Source organism: Aurantimonas sp. A2-1-M11 (assembly GCF_036549475.1).
Lineage (GTDB): Bacteria > Pseudomonadota > Alphaproteobacteria > Rhizobiales > Rhizobiaceae > Aurantimonas.
The window spans coordinates 50,970-68,962 of record NZ_JAZHLI010000010.1 but is presented as its reverse complement, the minus strand read 5'-3'; the positions used below and the strand labels follow the sequence as shown (position 1 = coordinate 68,962).

The window sequence follows — 17,993 nt, the reverse complement described above, 5'->3', positions numbered from 1 at the left end:
TCGGCCGCGAACCAGGACGAGGTGCTGCAGCTTATGCTGGCCTCCCGGAGCGCCCGTCGGCGTCCCGTCAGTCAGTCCCGCAGAATGCCGCCCCGTCAAAGGAAAACACCGTTTCGCCGTGCTGGTTGACGCCCAGCGTGGTGAACTCCAGGACGCCCCACCCGGGACGGCTCCCAGACGCGCGCTTGGCTGTCAGGGTCTGGGTGAAGGTGATCGTGTCGCCAACATAGACTGGCTTGGGCCAGCGCAGATTCGTGACGCCGGGGGAGGGGCCCATCCGTGGCGGTCGGTTGCCGGCAGCAATCCAGTCTTTGGCAAAGGCGACCTGGTTCTCGACGTTCAGCCGCATGCAGACGCCAGCCGTGTGCCAGCCGGAGGCGCACAGGCCACCGAGCACCGAGCCTTTCGCTGCGACCTCGTCGAGATGGAACGGCTGTGGATCGAATTTTGCGGCGAAGCGCTTGATGTCGTCGGCCGCGAATATGTGCGAGCCGAGAATGCGCGCTTCCCCGACGGTCAGGCTGTCCCAGAAGGTCATTCTGCGACACCGTCTCGGGTCAGCACGAGAAGCGTGTACTCGCTCTCCAGCACGATATCGTTGGTCTGTTTGCGTAGAACCGTCGAGATCTTGAGGATGCCGAGGGTCGGACGTTTCGACGACAACCGGCGCGAAAGCACCCGTGCGGTGCCGCTGAGCACGTCGCCCGGCCGGACGGGACGCCTCCATCTGACGAAGTCGACGCCCGGCGACCCCTGCGACGAGGAATCGAGGATGTAACTGTCGGCCATCATGCGCATCATCATTGCGCAACTGTGCCAGCCCGATGCCGACAATCCGCCGAGCAGCGTATCCTTCGCCGCATCCTCGTCGAGATGGAAGGGCTGGGGGTCGAATTCGCGTGCGAACGCGATCACCTCGTCCCGCGTCACCTCATAGGGACGCAGGTCGATCTCGAGCCCCTCGGTGAAATCCTCATATGTGCGCATCCGTTCCCCCTGGCGGCGGCAGATCGACGATCATGCCAAGCATTCTCAGGCTGTGCCGGGGCCACTCCGGCGGCGCGACCGCCCACAGGTTCAGTTGTTGAACTTGAACATCAGGATGTCGCCGTCCTGAACGACATATTCCTTGCCCTCGTCGCGAGCTTTGCCGGCGTCCTTGGCCGCAACTTCGCCGCCGAGCGAGACGAAGTCGTCGAAGGCGATCGTCTGGGCCCGGATGAAGCCCTTCTCGAAATCGGTGTGGATCACGCCCGCGGCCTGGGGAGCCTTGGCGCCGCGACGCACGGTCCAGGCACGGGTCTCCTTGGGGCCTGCAGTGAAATAAGTGATCAGGTCGAGCAGCGAATAGCCAGCCTGGATCAACCGGTCGAGACCCGGCTCGGTGAGCCCCATCGCTTCCAGATAGTCGCCGACTTCCTCGCCCGGCAATTGCGCGATCTCCGCTTCGATCGCCGCCGAGATCACGACGCTCTTGGCGCCCTGCTTCTCGGCCATTGCCGCGACGGCCTTCGAATATTCGTTACCGCCAGCTGCGTCGTCCTCGGCGACGTTGCAGACATAAAGCACAGGCTTGGAGGTCAGGAGATTGAGCGTCTTCAACTCGCTCCGTTCCTCGGAATCCATACCGGACAGAAGCACGCGCACCGGCTCGCCATTCTGGAGCTTCTCCAACGCGGCTTCCATGACGGGAAGGGCCTGCATTGCTTCCTTGTCCTTGCCGGTGGCCTTCTTGCGGGTCGCCACGATGCGGCGCTCCAGGCTCTCCAGGTCGGACAGCATCAGTTCAGTCTCAACCGTCTCGGCGTCGGCGACCGGATCCACCCGGCCTTCTACGTGGACCACGTCGTCGTCCTCGAAGCACCGCAACACGTGGACGATCGCGTCGACCTCGCGAATGTTGGCGAGGAACTGGTTGCCGAGGCCTTCGCCCTTGGAAGCGCCCCGCACTAGGCCTGCGATATCGACGAAGGTGATTCTCGTCGGCAGGATGTTCGCCGATTTGGCGATGCCGGCGATGTCCTTCAGTCGCGGATCTGGCACCGGCACGTCGCCGGTATTCGGCTCGATCGTGCAGAATGGATAGTTCGCGGCAGCTGCAGCCGCCGTCTTGGTGAGAGCATTGAACAGCGTCGACTTGCCGACATTCGGCAGGCCGACGATCCCGCATCTGAAACCCATGGGGTTGGTCCTTCGAAGATTGTCGTGTCCGACGCATGCCGCGTCGATCTTGGCCGCTGTTTGCCGGCTTCGCGGCGGAGGGTCAACTGCGAGGGGTTCGGAGTGTCCGGTACCGGCGGCAAATGGGACGCCCGAGCGGCTCCAAGATGGCATGGCTACTTTCGGGCGCGGCTGGCAGCTCGACCGAAACAGCCTTACCATGCACCCATGCACCCATGCAGGAGAGCAAGGCTCAGTCTTTGCCGAAAAGCCGCTTCAGCATGTCCGCCATCGGTCCCTTTTCCGGAACCTTGACCTGCGGTGGGGCACCACGCGCCTGGCGAATGTGACTGCGTGCCTTGGCTGTGCCTGCCGCACCGGTGGCCGCGGAGCCCTTGGCGCCAGATGGTTCGTTCGATCCGGTGGCCAGGCTCACCTTGTTCATGAACATCGCATCCTCGCCCTTGGCGAGACTGTCGACATGATGCGCGACCGCCTCGATAAACGGCTCAAGCCATTCGCGATCGACCTTGGCGAAGTCGCTGAGCACATAGGGCGAGACGGCGTCCTTGTTGCCAGGATGGCCGATGCCCATGCGCACGCGCCGGTAGTCCTTGGTGCCAAGATGGGCGTCGATGGATCTCAGGCCGTTATGGCCGCCATTGCCGCCGCCGGTCTTCACCCGCAACTTGCCGGGCGGCAGGTCCAACTCGTCGTGGATGACGACGATCTGCGAGGGCTCCAGCTTGAAGAAGCGCGCGGCGTCACCGACCGACCGGCCGGACTCGTTCATGAAGGTCTGGGGTTTGAGCAGCACGACTTTCTCGCCGCCGATCTGGCCCTCGGAGATGTCTGCCGAAAACTTTTTCGACCAGGGGGAGAAGGCGGGGTCGCGCACGATCTCGTCGAGCGCCATGAACCCGATATTGTGGCGATTGCCGGCATAGCGGGAGCCGGGATTGCCCAATCCTGCGATTAGCAACATCACCCGGCTCCTTCAGTCGTTTGGCGTTCAGCCGAGTCCGGGACTTACTTGTCCTCGTCGGACTCGTCTTCGTTGACCTCGGTGGCCTCGACCTCATCAGCCTCGGCCTCGGCTGCTTCGTCGTCCTCGGAGCGCAGCGCCGCGGGGGCTGCGATCGTCGCGATCGTGAAGTCGCGGTCGGTGATCGTCACTTCGACGTTCTTCGGCAGTGTAAGCGCCGATGCATGGATCGAGTCGCCGATGTCCAGACCGGTCAGGTCGAGCGTGAAGTTCTCCGGGATCTCGCTGGCCGGGGCATGGACCTCGACCTCGTGGCGGACGATGTTGATGACACCGCCGCGCTTGAGACCCGGGGATGCTTCCTCGTTCTCGAAATGCACCGGGATGTTGACCGTCACGCGGGTTTTTTCGGAAACGCGCAGGAAGTCGACATGCATCAGGAAGTCGCGGACCGGCTCCAACTGATAGTCCTTCGGCAGGACCTGGATCTTCTGGCCGTTGACCTCGATGGTCGCAACGTGGGTCATGAAACCGCCGGCGTGAAGCGCCAGGAAGGTTTCCTTGTAGGGGATGGCGATCGGCAGCGGGTCCTGCTTGTCGCCGTAGATGACTGCGGGGATCATACCGCTGCGGCGAAGATGTCTGGCGGCCCCCTTGCCGACCTTCTCGCGCGCCTCGGCCTTGACCGTAAAGGTCTCGCTCATGGCAATTGTCCTTTGTGCTGTGAGGTGGTCGGTCAGACAGCGTGCCTGAAACGACGAAAAGCGGACCTGCGAAGGACCGCCCAACTCCGCGCTGCCTCCAAGGGTGTCTGCGCGGACGCCGTGCCTATAACCCAAGGCGCGCCAAGGGACAAGATCGACGGTCTTCCTAATAGCGGTTGCATGTCGCCGGGCTTTTCCAAACGGGGACGAGTGACCTTACGGTCGGGGCGTGTCGGGCCCGTCCTCGATCGACGCCTTCCACCCCTGCGGCAGCTCGGGATTGCGGGCATAGCCCGGGCCGACGGTAAGGGGCGCCGGAGGCAACACCGCATCCGACATCTGCGAAGCCACCGTGAAGCTGTCCTCGAACAGTACCGCTCCGTCGCCGTTCTGAACCAGACGCACGTCTATGCGGTAGGGCTTGTCCTTGACGATGCCGCGAAGCGGCGGCGTGCGCAGGCCGTAACGCGTCGTGCGCGCCGTCAGCGTCTCGCTCACATGGATCGGCGGGCCACCGGCTGGGTTCTCGAATAGTGCCTCTATTCGGGAATAGCTCTTCACCGGGCGCTGTACGAATGCAGTAAACCCATAAAAGGCTTCAGCTTCGCGGTAATTCAGGATGAAACCGGTCCCGGCAATCCGCAGGTAAGGCCGGTCGGCTTCGGTTTCCCGGGTAAGCAGGCCGATCACAAAAAGGATGGCAACGAGAGCGACGAGCGTCGCCACAAGTCCCCGAAACCCGAACTTTCCCAATCGCGCGAACATGGCGGCTTGTCCGGAGCCCAGTCTGGCCGAGGGGCCATTCTAGCGCGATCGGGGGTCTGTCGCCAGCGCATCGATCCAATGCGGCAAAGGGAGCAAGGGACGCGGATCGATCCGCGCCGGGCAGCCTCAGTCGAACAGGCTCGAAACCGACTCCTCGGACGCTGTGCGAGCGATGGCCTCGCCGAGCAGGTTGGCGGTCGTCACGACGCGGATATTCGGAGCATCGCTGATCGGCTTGGTCGGCTGGATCGAATCCGTGATCACCAATTCCTTCAGGCTGGAAGCGGTGATGCGCGAGACCGCGCCGCCAGAGAGCACGCCGTGGGTGATATAGGCAGAGGCACTGTTTGCGCCTGCCTGCACCAGGGCGTCCGCCGCATTGCAGAGTGTTCCGCCGGAATCGATGATGTCGTCGATCAGGATGCAGTTGCGGCCGGTCACGTCGCCGATGATGTTCATCACCTCCGACTCGCCGGGGCGATCCCGGCGCTTGTCGACGATGGCCAACGGCGCATCGAGCCGCTTGGCAAGGGCGCGGGCACGGACGACGCCGCCGACATCGGGCGAGATGACCATCAGGTTCGACAGATCCTGATGCCCTTTCACATCGCGCGCGATCAGAGGGACGGCAAAGAGGTTGTCGGTCGGGATGTCGAAGAAACCCTGGATCTGCCCGGCATGCAGGTCGAGCGTCATCACGCGGTCGGCGCCCGCCTCGGTGATCAGATTGGCAACGAGCTTGGCCGAGATCGGAGTGCGTCCACCGGCCTTGCGGTCCTGTCGGGCATAGCCGAAATAGGGCAGGACGGCGGTGATGCGCCTGGCCGAAGCCCTGCGCATGGCATCGATCATGATGAGCAATTCCATCAGATGATCGTTGGCCGGATAGGAGGTCGACTGGACGATGAAGACGTCCTCGCCGCGGACGTTCTCCTTGATCTCCACGAAGACTTCCTGGTCGGCGAAGCGCCGCACCATGGCCTCCCCGAGTGGCAATTCCAGATAACGTCCGATGGATTGTGCCAGGACGCGGTTGGAGTTGCCGCTGAAGAGTTTCATCGCGTTCTTTCCGATAGCGGGTACGGTCGAGACGGCGTGGCAGTGCCGCTTCGGTTGGTCATCCCGTCGATGCACGGGCTCATATCAACATCGCGCGAAACTTCAACCCGCCGTATTTCGCAATGCGGGAAGAAACGCAGCGCCGATGCGAGGAGGTCAGCCGGCGTCCAAGTCGATCTGCGCGGCCTCCTGGAGGGTGCGATCGGCGACGGCAGCCAGTGTCGGCAGATCAATGGCCGACCACGGATCAGCGGCTGCGCCCGGGACGCTTTCCTGTCCCTGGATGCGACGAACACGCTGGTCGTTGGCATCGAGGACGTCCCATACATAAACGAGCGTCGTGGAGGTGCCGTCATTGAATGCGGAGAAGTAGCCCTTCAGACGCACATTGGACGGGGCTTCGGCGGCCGGGCGAATCGAAACGCCCTTGGCAGCCGCGCTCTCGGAAAGAGCGCGGGCCAGAAGGACGGCCTTCTCCTCGGGTGCGCCCACCAACGGCAGGAACTGCACCTCACCGACGCTTTGGCCTGCCATGGCGGGCGCAGGCGCCGCCGCAAGCGTCGCCGGAGCGGCGGCAGTGGACACGGGAGGGGAAGGCAATTGAGGGGCGGGCGTCCCGCCCGACTGCTGGACGGGCGCGATCGGTGCCGACGTGACCGGCTGCTGCTGCACCGGCGGATAGGCTTGCTGGGGCGGGAACTGCTGCTGTTGCGACATGGCGGGCGGCGGATAGCCCATCGTGCTGCTGGCGACCGGTGGCGGCATTGCGGAGGCGAACTGCCGGGTCGGTGCGGCCGCGCTCATCGATCCGGTGCCCGGCGACCCGATGCCGACGCTCGGCACGGGGCCATCGGGCCCGAAATCCATTGAAGCCTCGGTGCATCCGGACAGGCCACCCCCGAGGCTCGCCATCCCGAGCGTCAGGGCGATCATCGGTACGCTGCGGCGGGGATTGAATTCCACGGAGCTCGTTCCTTGCGTATGACGGCCAAGCGTTCGATGGGAACGTGGACCGGGAGTCGCAAGATAACGTTAAAAGACTGTCGATATGCCTCGATCTGCCGTCGGGCAGGCCCATACTTTGGCACAGCCGGAATGCGCCGGTGCGATCAGACCGTCGTCAGATCGAGCGAGAGCCGCGACAATGGCTCCGGAGCGCCAGTGGTCGTCAGATAGGTTCGGCCGAGTGTCATCGCGGTATCGCTGTCGGAATCCATGATGATCATGTGCGCGAACAGCGTCATGTCGGGCACGATTGGGTGCGGATTTCCTGAAAAGAACATCGGTGTGTCCATCCAGGACGGCGCATAGCGTGCGCCCAGAGAATAGCCACAGGCGCTCAGGCGATGGCGCACAAGTTCGTGGGCTTCCATGACCGCCGCATGAGCGTCGAAGACATCGCCGAAGCTGTGGCCCGGCACCATCGCCTCCTCGACGGCTTCCAGTGCCTCCCTGGCCGCCGCGTGCAGTTCCAGATGCCGCTCGGTCGGGCGGCCCACGATCACCGTCTTCATGAGGGCGGCGTGGTATTGTGCCTTCACGCCCGCCCACTCCAACGTCAACTGGTCCTGGGCGTCGAGACTGCGTCGTCCCGATTTGTAGCGGCAGAGTAATGCGTCGCGGCCCGAGCCGACGACGAACGGGTTGGCCGGGTAGTCGCCGCCCTGGCGCAGGATTTCGCCCTGCAGGGCTGCCAGAATGTCGGCTTCGCTGGCGCCGGCCTTGATCAGCGGAATGGTCGTTTCGAACGCGTCGTCGCCAAGCCGCGCGGCCTCGCGCACCTTTTCGATCTCCGCTGGGCTTTTCACCGCCCGCAGCAGTGGCACGAGGCTCGAGGCTTCCTTCAGTGAAGCGAAGGAGCCGAGCCGTTCCTGCACCAAATGGCCATAGGATGCGGTCAACCCGTGGGTGGCCCATTCGACGCCGATCCTGGCGCCGAGAAGATCCATGTCGTCGAGCATGTCGCGCAATTCGATGACCGGATCGGCATTGCCGCGGTCACGCCAGATGGTGATCGATTCCAGCGTGGAGGTATGGCGTGCCTGACGAAGGTCGGCAGAACGGGTCAAAAGCCGCATCTCGCCATCGGCCTTCACTACCAGGCACTGGAAGTGGCAAAAGCCGAACGTGTCGTAGCCGGTCAGCCAGTACATCGACTCCTGGGCGAACAGCATCATGGCGTCGAGCTTTTGCTCGCCCATTTCCAGCACCAGCCGGTCGCGGCGCGCGTCGAATTCGTCGCGGGAAAAATGCAGCATCAGACGTTACTCCGCGATGGCGATGGCAGAAAGCTGGCGACCGTAGTCGGGCTCGCCGCGATGCGTGGTCCGCCGGAAGGAAAAGAACCGGTCCGGTTCGCCATAGGTGCAACGGCCGATGAAGCTGGCGTCGACCTCGCTGGCTGCAAGTTGGGAGACAATGAATCCCGGCAGGTCGAACTGGCGCTTGTCCGCAGCGCGACCCGGCCGGAAAAAACGTTCGCGCTCGGGGTCGGCGTCGAGAAACTCGGCGACCATCTCGATGCCGACTTCGTAATTGGGCTGGGTGATCGTCGGCCCCAGCACGGCGCGGATCGAACTGCGCGTGGCGCCGAGCCCTTCCATCGCGGTTATCGTCGCCTCCAGCACACCGCCAAGCGCGCCGCGCCAGCCGGCATGAGCCGCGCCGACGACCCGGTTTTCGGGATCGGCAAAGAGTACCGGCCCGCAGTCCGCTGTCACGACGCCGATGGCAAGGCCAGGGCGACTGGTCACGATGCCGTCGGCGCGCGGACGTTCGCCGGAAAAGGGGGCGTCGACTGCTACGGCGTCGGCCGAATGCACCTGCCAAGGCGTCGCAAGATCGCTGCTTGTCAACTGCAGCGTCGCGACGGCACGCTCGCGATTGTCGGCGACGTGTTCAGGCCGATCATTTGACCCGACCCCGACATTCAGGCCGCGATAAATCCCTTCCGAGACACCCCCGGTTCGGGTGAAGAATGCATGGGCGATGCCGGTTCCCGCCAGCCTGTCCGAACGGATGACGGCGGAATCAGGCAGCGGCGAGGCGGATCGGCTTTGGATTTCGGACATGGCGCGGGATCGTGGTCGAGCGGCAGGGTTAAGTCAATCCGCTGTCCGCTCGACCGCCGCGCCCGGTAAATCTGCCTCGTTCAGGCCGAAGGGCGGCAACGCCATGGGCTGCGAGGCGGCGCATAAGACTTTGAAAATCTGACCCATCTCGTTGTGAGCGGTTCCGGCCAGCCGCTGGACGGCCCGGGTAATATCTTCCCGTGTCCTCTCGTCCTGATCGGCGCCCAGGGCGCCAGCCCTCTCGATGAGGCCGAGCGAAAGCAGGAATTCGCTCTGCGTAACGGTCGGCGAGACGAAAAGCCCGGCCGCGTAAAACGGTGCGGCGATCCGGTCGAAATCCACATGGCTGGTGATGTCGCTCTCGCCTGGACGGTCGAGCGGGTCGGCAAAGGCATGGCCATGCATCGCCTGCAGCGTATCGCCATAGCCGCTTCGGGCATGGCCATAGTCGATGAACAAACCTGCCCCGCCATCTGTCGCCAATCGCTCGGCGAGCGTGGCGGCGATCCGTTCGCGGGCCGGAGATATTTCCAAAACGGCGCCAGCTTTTGGTTCAACCAGTCCCATCGCTTTCGCGGCCTGCCCGACCTGTGGGCGCAGCTCGCACAGGATGAATTCGAAGCGTCCGCTATCGGTCGCCGAAACGCAACGCTCGCGCCATTCGCTGCCGTCGAAGACATATTGCCGAATCGCCACGGCATCAAAAAGTTCGTTAGCGATGACGATCATAGGACGGCGTTCCAACTCCTCGATGCGGCGCACCCGGCGGATGGGGAGGTCGAAGCGTCCCAGCGTGAGTGCCTGCTTGGCGGTGAGCCGGTCGCTGGTCTCCACCAGCCGGACGTCGGCGGCCTTCATGCAGTCTGGCGCGACCGAACGCAGCGTCCGCAACATGTCGGCCATCATTGTGCCGCGACCGGGTCCGCATTCGACCAGCAGGAATTCATCTGGTCGGCCAAGCGCTACCCAGGCGGACGCGACCCAGGCGCCGAGAAGCTCGCCGAACATCTGGCTGACCTCGGGGGCCGTTACGAAATCGCCGCTACGGCCGAACGGGTCGCGCTGGGCATAATAGCCGTGCTCGCGATCGTAGAGGGCAAAGTTCCAGTAGCGGTCGAGGCCGAGCGGGCCTTCGACCTGCACGTGCTCGGCAATCTTGCGGGCGAGAGGGTTCACGGCCGGGCAGTGCCCGCTTCGTCGTCCTCCAACGGTCCGGGCTCGTATGCGCGGGGCTTGGCGGTCGCCATGGCCCAGATGCCGACGACCAGCATCGGCATCGACAGGAGCATGCCCATCGTGAGCCAGCCGCCATACAGATAGCCGAGCTGGACGTCGGGCATGCGGAAGAACTCCACGAAGATTCGCGAACAGCCATAGCCAACAAGGAAGAGGCCACCGACGAAGCGCGGACGGCCAAGCATCTTGAAATGATGGGTCGCAATCCGCAGGACGATGAAAAGCAACACGCCTTCCAGAAGCGCTTCGTAGAGCTGGCTCGGGTGCCGGGGCATCGGGCCTGCATCGGGAAAGACCATGGCCCAGGGCACCAGGGACGGGGCGCCCCATAATTCGCCATTGATGAAATTGGCGATCCGCCCAAAGAACAGGCCGAACGGCACGGATGCTGCGACAATGTCGACGAGGCTGAAGAGCGGCACCTTGTAGACCCGGCAGAACACCGCAATCGCCACGACGACGCCGATCAGGCCGCCATGGAACGCCATCCCGCCTTCCCACACCTTGAGCACCGCCAGCGGATCGGCGGCATAGCGCTCGAAATCATAGAAGAGCACCGAGCCGAGCCGACCGCCAAGGACTATGCCGATGGTGATGTAGAGGATGAAGTCGTCGATCTGCAGCTTGGTAATCGGCGAAACGCCGTTCGGCCAGAGCCGTGTGTTGCCTGCGAGATGCCGTCCGTAGAGCCAGCCGCAAAGAATGCCGGCCACATAGGAGAGGCCGTACCAGCGTAGCTGGATCAGGCCGAGATCGAGGAAAATCGGATCGATCTGCGGATAGGTGAGAACACCGAAATAGGGGAGGGTGAGCATCAGTCCGCCGTGCAGAAATGTCGGCGCCTGGCGCCCTTGATGAAGCCGCGCGACCTTGGCCCGAGGCACCGGAAGGGTCAAGCCACACAACGCTGGAACGCCACGGCGAGCAAATGTCAGCCCCGCGCGACTTTCAACCTCTCGTTCTTTTGCACAAACGAGATGACGCTGGAACAGCGAACGCACAGCGATCCGCCGCAACACCGGCGCCATTGCCATCGCCCCAGGCGCTCTCTACCTGCAACTTGAACAGAAGGCGTGACAACGCAAAGCGGAGACCACCTATGTCCAGGACAGGCCCCGGCCGCCAAGGCCCCAACCGGATGCTCGACGAGTTCGCGCGGGTGATGACCGATGCGGCGGGCGCCGCGCAGGGCGTTCGCCGAGAGATGGAGACGGTGTTCCGCGCTCAGGGAGAGCGGTTGCTGAACCAGATGGACCTTGTTCAGCGCGAGGAATTCGAAGCTGTCCGCGACATGGCAGTGAAGGCGCGCACCGAGAACGAGGCGCTGAAGAAGCGGCTGGCCGATCTCGAAGCCCGCATGAGTGGTGGTGACGCTACCTCCTGATCGCTGAAAGCCTGGTTCTCCACAGGCTATCAACAACTTTCGGGCGTCGTTCAATGCGCCCGAAAAGCCTTTGCCGAGAGTCGCTTAAGACTCGACGCCGGCCTCCTCCGACTCGCCCGAATCCGACGAACGGTGAATTATCCGTTAATCCCCTTAAGCCGACGACTCCCCGTCTATATGCTGATTCATAAGGGTGATTCGACACGAGGCAGTGTGACACCCCGGGTGGGAGAGCCGTTGCGGGAAACGGAATCCTGCCGATGCGGACACGGGGACTTACATGCAATTGACTGAATTCGCCTCATTGCGCCAATCCAACCCGGTCGACATGATCGAATGGGTGGCTTCGGCGCGTGAATGGGCATTCGAACGCTCCTGTGACGACGAACTTGCGGTTGCGGTCGCCGGGGTGTGGACCGACTATTCGGTATCGTTCTCCTGGGTCGAGGATATCGAGGCGCTGCATCTGGGCTGCGCCTTCGACCTCAGAATTCCGGCGCATCGCCGCACCGAGGTGCTGCAACTTCTCGCGTCGATCAACGAAAAGCTCCTGCTCGGGCATTTCGACCTCTGGCAGAACGAGAATGCGGTGATGTTCCGCCATGCCCTGCTGCTGTCCGGCGGTGCGGAGCCGACCACACAGCAGGCTGAGCGAATGCTGACCAGCGCGCTGGAAAGCTGCGAGCGCTTCTATCAGGCTTTCCAGTTCGTCATCTGGGCTGACAAGTCGGCGAAGGAGGCACTGGCCTGTGCCCTTTTCGAGACCGAAGGCGAGGCCTGACATGGCGACGACCCAGCACATCCTGCTTCTCGGTGGTGGAAACATGGGGGCGGCGCTGCTCGGTGGATGGCTGGACAAAGGCCTAGACCCCGCAAGAGTGCTCGTGGTCGATCCCAAGATCGGTGAGACTCTGCGTCCGCTGATCGAGCACTACGGCGTCCGCCACGCCACTTCTGTGCCTGAGAGCAATTTCGATGTCGCGTTGCTGGCTGTGAAGCCGCAGATGATGGGTGCGGCGCTGCCGGATCTGCGCGAAGCGCTGACGCGTGATAGCCTCGTCGTCTCGATCGCTGCTGGTACGACGATCGCTGCCATCGAGGCGCTGCTCGGCGAGCACCCGGTGGTGCGCGCCATGCCGAACACCCCGGCGCTGATCGGCCGTGGCGTGACCGGGGCTTTTGCCAACGAGCGCGTCGACGAGGCTGGTCACAAGATGGCCGACGGCCTGCTCTCAGCCAATGGTCCGGTGGAATGGGTCGAGAGCGAAATGCTGATTGACGCCGTCACCGGCGTTTCGGGGAGCGGCCCAGCCTATGTGTTTTATCTCGCCGAGTGCCTGGCCAAGGCAGGCGAGGCCGCAGGGCTCCCGGCAGATCTTGCGATGCGGCTTGCCCGCCACACGGTCGCCGGAGCCGGTGAACTGATGATCCGCTCCGACGAAACGCCGGAAAGGCTCCGCCGAAACGTTACCTCGCCCAATGGTACGACCCAGGCGGCGCTCGACGTTCTGATGGCCGATGACGGGCTGGCGCCGCTGATGGAACGGGCGGTTCGTGCGGCGCGCGATCGGGCCGAGGCGCTGTCGAAGGAATAGCCGGATGAGTGCGTCGCAGAACGAAAGCCCGTCGCCGCAGATCAGCTTCGACGATTTCATGAAGGTCGACATACGCGTTGGTACCATCGTGGAGGCTGCGCCATTCCCGGAAGCGCGCAAGCCCGCCATCAGACTGGTGATTGATTTCGGCATGCCGCTCGGCCGCAAGAAGTCTTCGGCCCAGATCACCCGGCACTACGAGCCGGAGGGGCTGATTGGACGGCAGGTGCTGGCGGTCGTCAATTTCCCGTCGCGTCAGATCGGCCCGATGATGTCCGAGGTGCTCACTCTCGGCGTGCCCGACAGGGAGGGTGAGGTTGTCCTTATTGGTCCAAGCATACAAGTGCCCGAGGGCGGACGGCTCTATTAGGGTGGTTCCCCTCAGGCCGGCACGCGGATAAGTGCCCGCAGACCGCCAAGCTTCGAATCCGACAGCAGAATATCGCCGCCGAAGCTGCGGGCGATGTCGCGGGCGATCGCAAGACCGAGGCCTGTCCCACCACTGTCGATATTGCGCGCCGTGTCGAGGCGCACGAAGGGTTTGAAGACCTCTTCGCGCTGCTCCGCCGCAACGCCCGGTCCGTCATCCTCAACCGTGATTGTCAGCCAGCGCTCCTCATGGGTCGCCGCGACCTTGACCTGGTCACCGTGGCGCATGGCATTCGTCACGATGTTGGTCACCATCCGGGTGAAGGAGTCCGGACGCACGGCAATGCGAGGGTCGCCATCGATAACCAGTTCCAGATGCTTGCCCTTCAGTTTGGCTTCGTTGCGGAACTTGGTCAGCATCGGTGCCAGATCGAGCTCGCCGATCTCCTCGGCCGCCTCATTTCTGGCGAATGCCAGATAGCCTTCCAGCATCCGCTGCATCTCGTCGACATCGGCGTTCAGTTCGTCTTGATCCTCGCCTTCGCCAAGCAGCGCCAACTGCAGGCGGAAGCGGGTCAGGATGGTGCGCAGGTCGTGGCTGACGCCGGTCAGCATGGCGGTTCGCTGTTCCATCTGCCGCTCGATCCGGTCGCGCATCTGGATGAAGGCGAGAGATGCGCGGCGGACTTCCGAGGCACCGCGCGGGCGAAAGTCCGGGGGCATCGGCTGGCCGCGGCCGAAACCGTCAGCCGCCGCCGCCAGTGTCTGGATGGGGCGGATCTGGTTACGCAGAAACAGCACCGCAATGATCATCAGAACCAGCGATGTGCCGACCATCCAGACCAGAAAGATGTGAGTGTTGGATGCATAGGCCGAGTTGCGGGTGGCGAAGACCCGCATCACGCGATCGTCCAGCCGGATCCGGATCTCGACGATCTTTGAATTCCCGACGGTGTCGATCCAGAAAGGCCGGCCGATCTGACGGGTCAGTTCCTCGCTAAGGATGCCGTCGAGGATATTAAAGAACGGCTTGGGCGCGGGCGGCGGCAACGGTTCAGCCGGTAGAACCGAGACATTGAGATCAAGATTGTCGCGAGCGATGCGGATGATGTCGTTGTAGTCCGAGGCGAGCGGCCGCGACTCCACAATAGCGGTGATAGCGGCGATGTCCTGCACCACGGCTTCCGACAGTCTCAGGGTGACGAGTTGCCAGTGCCGTTCCATGAACACAACCGTCACGACGCATTGGAGAAGAACGACCGGCGCGATGATGATGATCAACGAGCGGGCGTAGAGCCCCTTGGGCATGTATCGCTGGATGATCCTCGGGAGCGGCCGCAGCGGACCGCGCCAGATGTCGAGTGAGGGCAGCCGGCCCGGTCGCCAATGTGGCCGCCAGCCCCGGCGATCATTCTGCGACGCCGGGATGCTGCGCCGAAGTTGAATCCACCGGCGCTGTTGCTGTATGAGTCGTCCGAGAAGGGACATGTCGGCCGCTCAATCCGTGTTGAGGCGGTAGCCGATGCCGCGGACGGTCTGCAGCCACATTGGATTGGCCGGGTCGCCCTCGATCTTTCGCCGCAGACGATTGATCTGGACGTCGACGGTGCGCTCGCCGACCTCGGTCTCGTCGCCGAGAAGATCCTGGCGGGGGATTGTCTCCCCCGCATTGCCTGCGAATTGCGACATCATCGCCTTTTCGCGATCGGTCAGCCGGATGATTTCCGCGCCCCGCTTCAATTCGCAGCGCGACAGCGAGAAAGTGAAGGGGCCGAATCGGATATGCTCCAGCTTCTGGATCGGCGCCTGGCCGCCGCGCCGCAGGATATTGTTGACTCGCAACAGCAATTCGCGCGGGTCGAAGGGCTTGGCCAGATAATCGTCGGCGCCAGCTTCCAGGCCCTCGATGCGATGCTCGGTTTCCGAGCGCGCCGTCAGCATCAGGATCGGTGCTTGCCTGTTCCTGCGCAGCGAGCGGACCAGTTCGATGCCGCTTTCGCCTGGCATCATCACGTCGACGACCAGAAGATCAAAATCGAGGCCCTCGAGAATCCGCCGGGCTTCGGCCGCATCGGCTGCGACCGACACCCGGAAATGCTGTTCGCTGAGGAACCGCAGCAGGAGTGACCGAATCCGGCGATCATCATCGATGACGAGGATGTGGGGGGCGTCATCCCCGAGTGGAGCGGTCGATCTACCTGCCGTCGCGCTCGTCTCCGTCAGCTCGGTCATAGCGGTTCCTTTCGGTCGATGCCCTTCTTCTTGAACCATTCCCGCGTCGTTGGCCTGTCGTCTGCCATCTCCATCAGGAAGGCACCAATCGGTCCGGCGTCGGCCGGCGCCGTACTCTCCAGCGCTGCCTCGATCCGCCTTGCCTGGGCGCGCGACAGTTCCAGTGTCAGGGCTCGTCCGCGCTCGGTCGGGAACAAGCAGCGCTGGCGTCGGTCCTCGACGCCGGGCATTTGCTGCACGAATCCGCCGTCGATCAATTGCCGCAACACCCGCGACAGCGACTGCTTGGTAATTTGAAGGAGGTCGAGGAGCTCGGCGATGGTCATACCCGGATCGCGGTTGACGAAATGAAGAACCCGGTGATGGGCTCGTCCGAACCCATAGCGGATCAGAATGGAATCCGCGTCGGTCGTGAATTCGCGGTAGGCAAAGAACAGCAGCTCGATCATCCGGAAGTCCAGTTCCCCGCTTGTAGGGAGTGGTTCACGTACGATCAGATCTTCGGCGTCCGGTGCACGGTCATCGGCGGTCAGGGCGGCATCCACAATATAGGTCAGCACTGTTGACGTAATTTGGTTCTATTGTTACACCTTGCCAGCGAGAGTGGAAACCGTCGCTTGCGACCATTCCGCTCCCGGCCCATTGTCGACTTCGGGCAACCCGTATCGTGAAAAGGCGGGGTGCGGTCGGCAAACCAGCCACGACTCGGCTAGACGCCGATCGCCGCTACACCTCGTATAGGGAGGACGCCGGGACAGGCGTCGAAAACCATGAGCAGTGTTCCATTCGACCAGCTTGAGGGCGAAATCTGGTACAACGGCGAGTTCGTGCCCTGGAAAGATGCCAAGATCCACGTCCTGACCCATGGCCTGCACTACGCCAGCGCGGTCTTCGAAGGCGAGCGCGCCTATGGTGGCACCGTCTTCAAGTTACGCGAGCATACCGAGCGGCTGATCGCCTCGGGCCGCATGCTCGGCTTCGATATCCCCTACAGCGCCGACGAAATCGACACGGCCACGGAGGAACTCTTGGTGCGCCAGGGATTCACCGACGCCTACGTCCGGCCGATCGCTTTCCGCGGCTCCGAGATGATGGGCGTGTCGGCCCAGAAGAACCGGATCAATGTCGCGATCGCCATCTGGCAGTGGCCGAGCTATTTCGCCCCGGAGCAGAGGATGAAAGGCATTCGGCTCGATCTCGCCGAGTATCGCCGGCCCGATCCACGTACGGCACCGTCCAAGGCCAAGGCAACCGGCCTCTACATGATCTGTACGATTTCCAAGCACGCGGCAGAGGCCAAGGGTTATGCGGACGCGCTGATGCTGGACTGGCGCGGGCAGGTGGCCGAAGCGACGGGCGCCAACGTCTTCTTCGTCAAGGACGGTGTCATTCATACGCCAATCCCTGACTGCTTCCTCGATGGCATCACCCGTCGCACGGTGATCGAACTGGCCAAGCGGCGCGGTATCGAGGTGCGCGAGCGTGTGATCATGCCGGAGGAACTCGCCGAATTCGACGAATGCTTTCTCTGCGGCACCGCCGCCGAGGTCACGCCGGTATCGGAGATCGCCGAATGGCGCTTCACCCCGGGCGAGACCACGCGTCGTCTGGTCGAGGACTACACCGCTGTCGTGCAACCGCGGCGCGCCGCTGCCGAATAAGCCCCACGAAGCCTGGCATCTCATCCTGTCCGGTCGCGACCGTCGCGACCGGACACCAAGCTTGCCTCCGCTATCCGCTCCACGTTAACAGCCGGGCACATCAATCGACGCCCGAGGCTCCCGTGACCACACTCAATGCCCAGATCGTCCCCGTCACGCCGTTCCAGCAGAATTGCTGCATCCTCTTCGACGCCGAAGACAGGGTCGGTGTCGTGGTGGATCCAGGCGGCGACGTCGACCGGATCGTGGCGGCGATCGAGAAGGCGGGCGTCACCATCGAGGCGATATGGCTGACCCATGGCCATATCGACCACGCGGGCGGAGCCATGGAACTGAAGGAGCGCCTCGGCGTCGAGATCGTCGGCCCGCACCAGGACGACGCCTTCCTTCTCGCCGGACTGTCGGAACAGGCTCGCATGTTCGGGATTGCGGGCGCGGTCCGAAACTGCACCCCGGACCGCTGGCTGGAAGAGGGCGATACGGTCGGTTTCGCCGGCCACCGGTTCGAGGTGCTGCACACGCCCGGCCATGCGCCTGGTCACGTCGTCTTCTACGACAGGGCAGCCAAGTTCCTGCATGCAGGAGATGTCCTGTTCACCGGCTCGATCGGTCGGACCGATCTGCCCGGCGGCGACCATGCGACATTGATCGCGTCGATCAAGGACAAGGTCCTGCCGCTCGGCGATGACGTGGGGTTCATCTGCGGCCACGGCCCAGGCGGACGCCTCGGCGACGAGCGCCGTGGCAATCCGTTCCTCACCTGACCGATACG

At 63.5% G+C, this 17,993-nt stretch carries 21 protein-coding genes; 6 read left to right on the top strand and 15 right to left on the bottom strand.

Features of this window, described 5'->3' with window-relative positions; translation table 11 throughout:
• Positions 1-67: 67 nt before the first annotated feature.
• The 12 genes from VQ042_RS06965 to lgt all read right to left on the bottom strand — a co-directional run bounded on the left by VQ042_RS06965 (position 68) and on the right by lgt (position 10,795).
• Positions 68-538, bottom strand: coding sequence for a MaoC family dehydratase (locus tag VQ042_RS06965; RefSeq protein ID WP_331816938.1), 471 nt, complete (start codon positions 536-538; stop codon positions 68-70).
• Positions 535-987, bottom strand: coding sequence for a MaoC family dehydratase (locus VQ042_RS06960; protein ID WP_331816936.1), 453 nt, complete (start codon positions 985-987; stop codon positions 535-537). Before VQ042_RS06960 ends, VQ042_RS06965 begins: the two co-directional genes overlap by 4 nt.
• A gap of 90 nt (positions 988-1,077) precedes the next feature.
• A complete protein-coding gene (ychF, locus tag VQ042_RS06955) occupies positions 1,078-2,181 on the bottom strand; it encodes a redox-regulated ATPase YchF (protein WP_331816934.1) in 1,104 nt (367 codons plus the stop codon).
• A gap of 232 nt (positions 2,182-2,413) precedes the next feature.
• Entirely contained in the window at positions 2,414-3,145 is a 732-nt protein-coding gene (gene pth / locus VQ042_RS06950) for an aminoacyl-tRNA hydrolase (RefSeq protein ID WP_331816932.1), read from the bottom strand.
• A 44-nt stretch (positions 3,146-3,189) separates the two neighbouring features.
• Positions 3,190-3,849, bottom strand: a complete 660-nt coding sequence (locus VQ042_RS06945) for a 50S ribosomal protein L25/general stress protein Ctc (protein WP_331816930.1) — start codon at positions 3,847-3,849, stop codon at positions 3,190-3,192.
• A gap of 216 nt (positions 3,850-4,065) precedes the next feature.
• Positions 4,066-4,614: a hypothetical protein gene (locus tag VQ042_RS06940; protein WP_331816929.1), complete on the bottom strand. Its 549-nt coding sequence runs from the start codon at positions 4,612-4,614 to the stop codon at positions 4,066-4,068.
• Positions 4,615-4,740: 126 nt separating this feature from the next.
• Entirely contained in the window at positions 4,741-5,673 is a 933-nt protein-coding gene (locus tag VQ042_RS06935; RefSeq protein ID WP_331816928.1) for a ribose-phosphate pyrophosphokinase, read from the bottom strand.
• Positions 5,674-5,829: 156 nt separating this feature from the next.
• Positions 5,830-6,636, bottom strand: a complete 807-nt coding sequence (locus VQ042_RS06930) for a hypothetical protein (protein ID WP_331816927.1) — start codon at positions 6,634-6,636, stop codon at positions 5,830-5,832.
• Positions 6,637-6,782: 146 nt separating this feature from the next.
• Positions 6,783-7,934, bottom strand: a complete 1,152-nt coding sequence (locus VQ042_RS06925) for a M24 family metallopeptidase (RefSeq protein WP_331816993.1) — start codon at positions 7,932-7,934, stop codon at positions 6,783-6,785.
• 3 nt (positions 7,935-7,937) lie between these two features.
• A complete protein-coding gene (pgeF, locus tag VQ042_RS06920; protein WP_331816925.1) occupies positions 7,938-8,744 on the bottom strand; it encodes a peptidoglycan editing factor PgeF in 807 nt (268 codons plus the stop codon).
• A gap of 33 nt (positions 8,745-8,777) precedes the next feature.
• A complete protein-coding gene (locus VQ042_RS06915) occupies positions 8,778-9,752 on the bottom strand; it encodes a class I SAM-dependent methyltransferase (RefSeq protein ID WP_331816923.1) in 975 nt (324 codons plus the stop codon).
• Between the two features lie 164 nt (positions 9,753-9,916).
• A complete protein-coding gene (gene lgt, locus VQ042_RS06910; protein WP_331816921.1) occupies positions 9,917-10,795 on the bottom strand; it encodes a prolipoprotein diacylglyceryl transferase in 879 nt (292 codons plus the stop codon).
• Positions 10,796-11,079: 284 nt separating this feature from the next.
• On the opposite strand from lgt, the gene VQ042_RS06905 reads away from it, so the two are divergent.
• From VQ042_RS06905 to VQ042_RS06890, 4 genes are all read left to right on the top strand, one after another.
• Positions 11,080-11,364, top strand: a complete 285-nt coding sequence (locus tag VQ042_RS06905; RefSeq protein WP_331816919.1) for an accessory factor UbiK family protein — start codon at positions 11,080-11,082, stop codon at positions 11,362-11,364.
• Positions 11,365-11,644: 280 nt separating this feature from the next.
• A complete protein-coding gene (locus VQ042_RS06900) occupies positions 11,645-12,145 on the top strand; it encodes a YbjN domain-containing protein (protein WP_331816917.1) in 501 nt (166 codons plus the stop codon).
• 1 nt (position 12,146) lies between these two features.
• Positions 12,147-12,959, top strand: coding sequence for a pyrroline-5-carboxylate reductase (gene proC / locus VQ042_RS06895; RefSeq protein ID WP_331816914.1), 813 nt, complete (start codon positions 12,147-12,149; stop codon positions 12,957-12,959).
• Between the two features lie 4 nt (positions 12,960-12,963).
• Positions 12,964-13,329 (top strand): tRNA-binding protein, encoded by a 366-nt coding sequence (locus VQ042_RS06890; RefSeq protein WP_331816912.1) that lies wholly within the window; start codon positions 12,964-12,966, stop codon positions 13,327-13,329.
• A gap of 11 nt (positions 13,330-13,340) precedes the next feature.
• Here VQ042_RS06890 and VQ042_RS06885 read toward each other — a convergent pair whose 3' ends face one another.
• The 3 genes from VQ042_RS06885 to VQ042_RS06875 form a co-directional block, all read right to left on the bottom strand.
• The gene (locus VQ042_RS06885; RefSeq protein WP_331816910.1) at positions 13,341-14,636 is read right to left on the bottom strand and encodes an ATP-binding protein; all 1,296 of its coding nucleotides are present in this window, start codon (positions 14,634-14,636) and stop codon (positions 13,341-13,343) included.
• Between the two features lie 189 nt (positions 14,637-14,825).
• A complete protein-coding gene (locus tag VQ042_RS06880; RefSeq protein ID WP_331816908.1) occupies positions 14,826-15,560 on the bottom strand; it encodes a response regulator in 735 nt (244 codons plus the stop codon).
• Positions 15,557-16,105, bottom strand: a complete 549-nt coding sequence (locus tag VQ042_RS06875; protein WP_442880052.1) for a MarR family winged helix-turn-helix transcriptional regulator — start codon at positions 16,103-16,105, stop codon at positions 15,557-15,559. The genes VQ042_RS06880 and VQ042_RS06875 overlap by 4 nt, the downstream gene beginning before the upstream one ends.
• 225 nt (positions 16,106-16,330) lie before the next feature.
• Between VQ042_RS06875 and VQ042_RS06870 the strand changes: the two genes are divergently transcribed.
• A complete protein-coding gene (locus VQ042_RS06870; RefSeq protein ID WP_331816906.1) occupies positions 16,331-17,221 on the top strand; it encodes a branched-chain amino acid aminotransferase in 891 nt (296 codons plus the stop codon).
• A gap of 122 nt (positions 17,222-17,343) precedes the next feature.
• Positions 17,344-17,985 carry an MBL fold metallo-hydrolase gene (locus tag VQ042_RS06865; protein ID WP_331816904.1) on the top strand — a complete coding sequence of 214 codons (642 nt, stop codon included), beginning with the start codon at positions 17,344-17,346 and terminating at the stop codon, positions 17,983-17,985.
• Positions 17,986-17,993 lie beyond the last annotated feature (8 nt).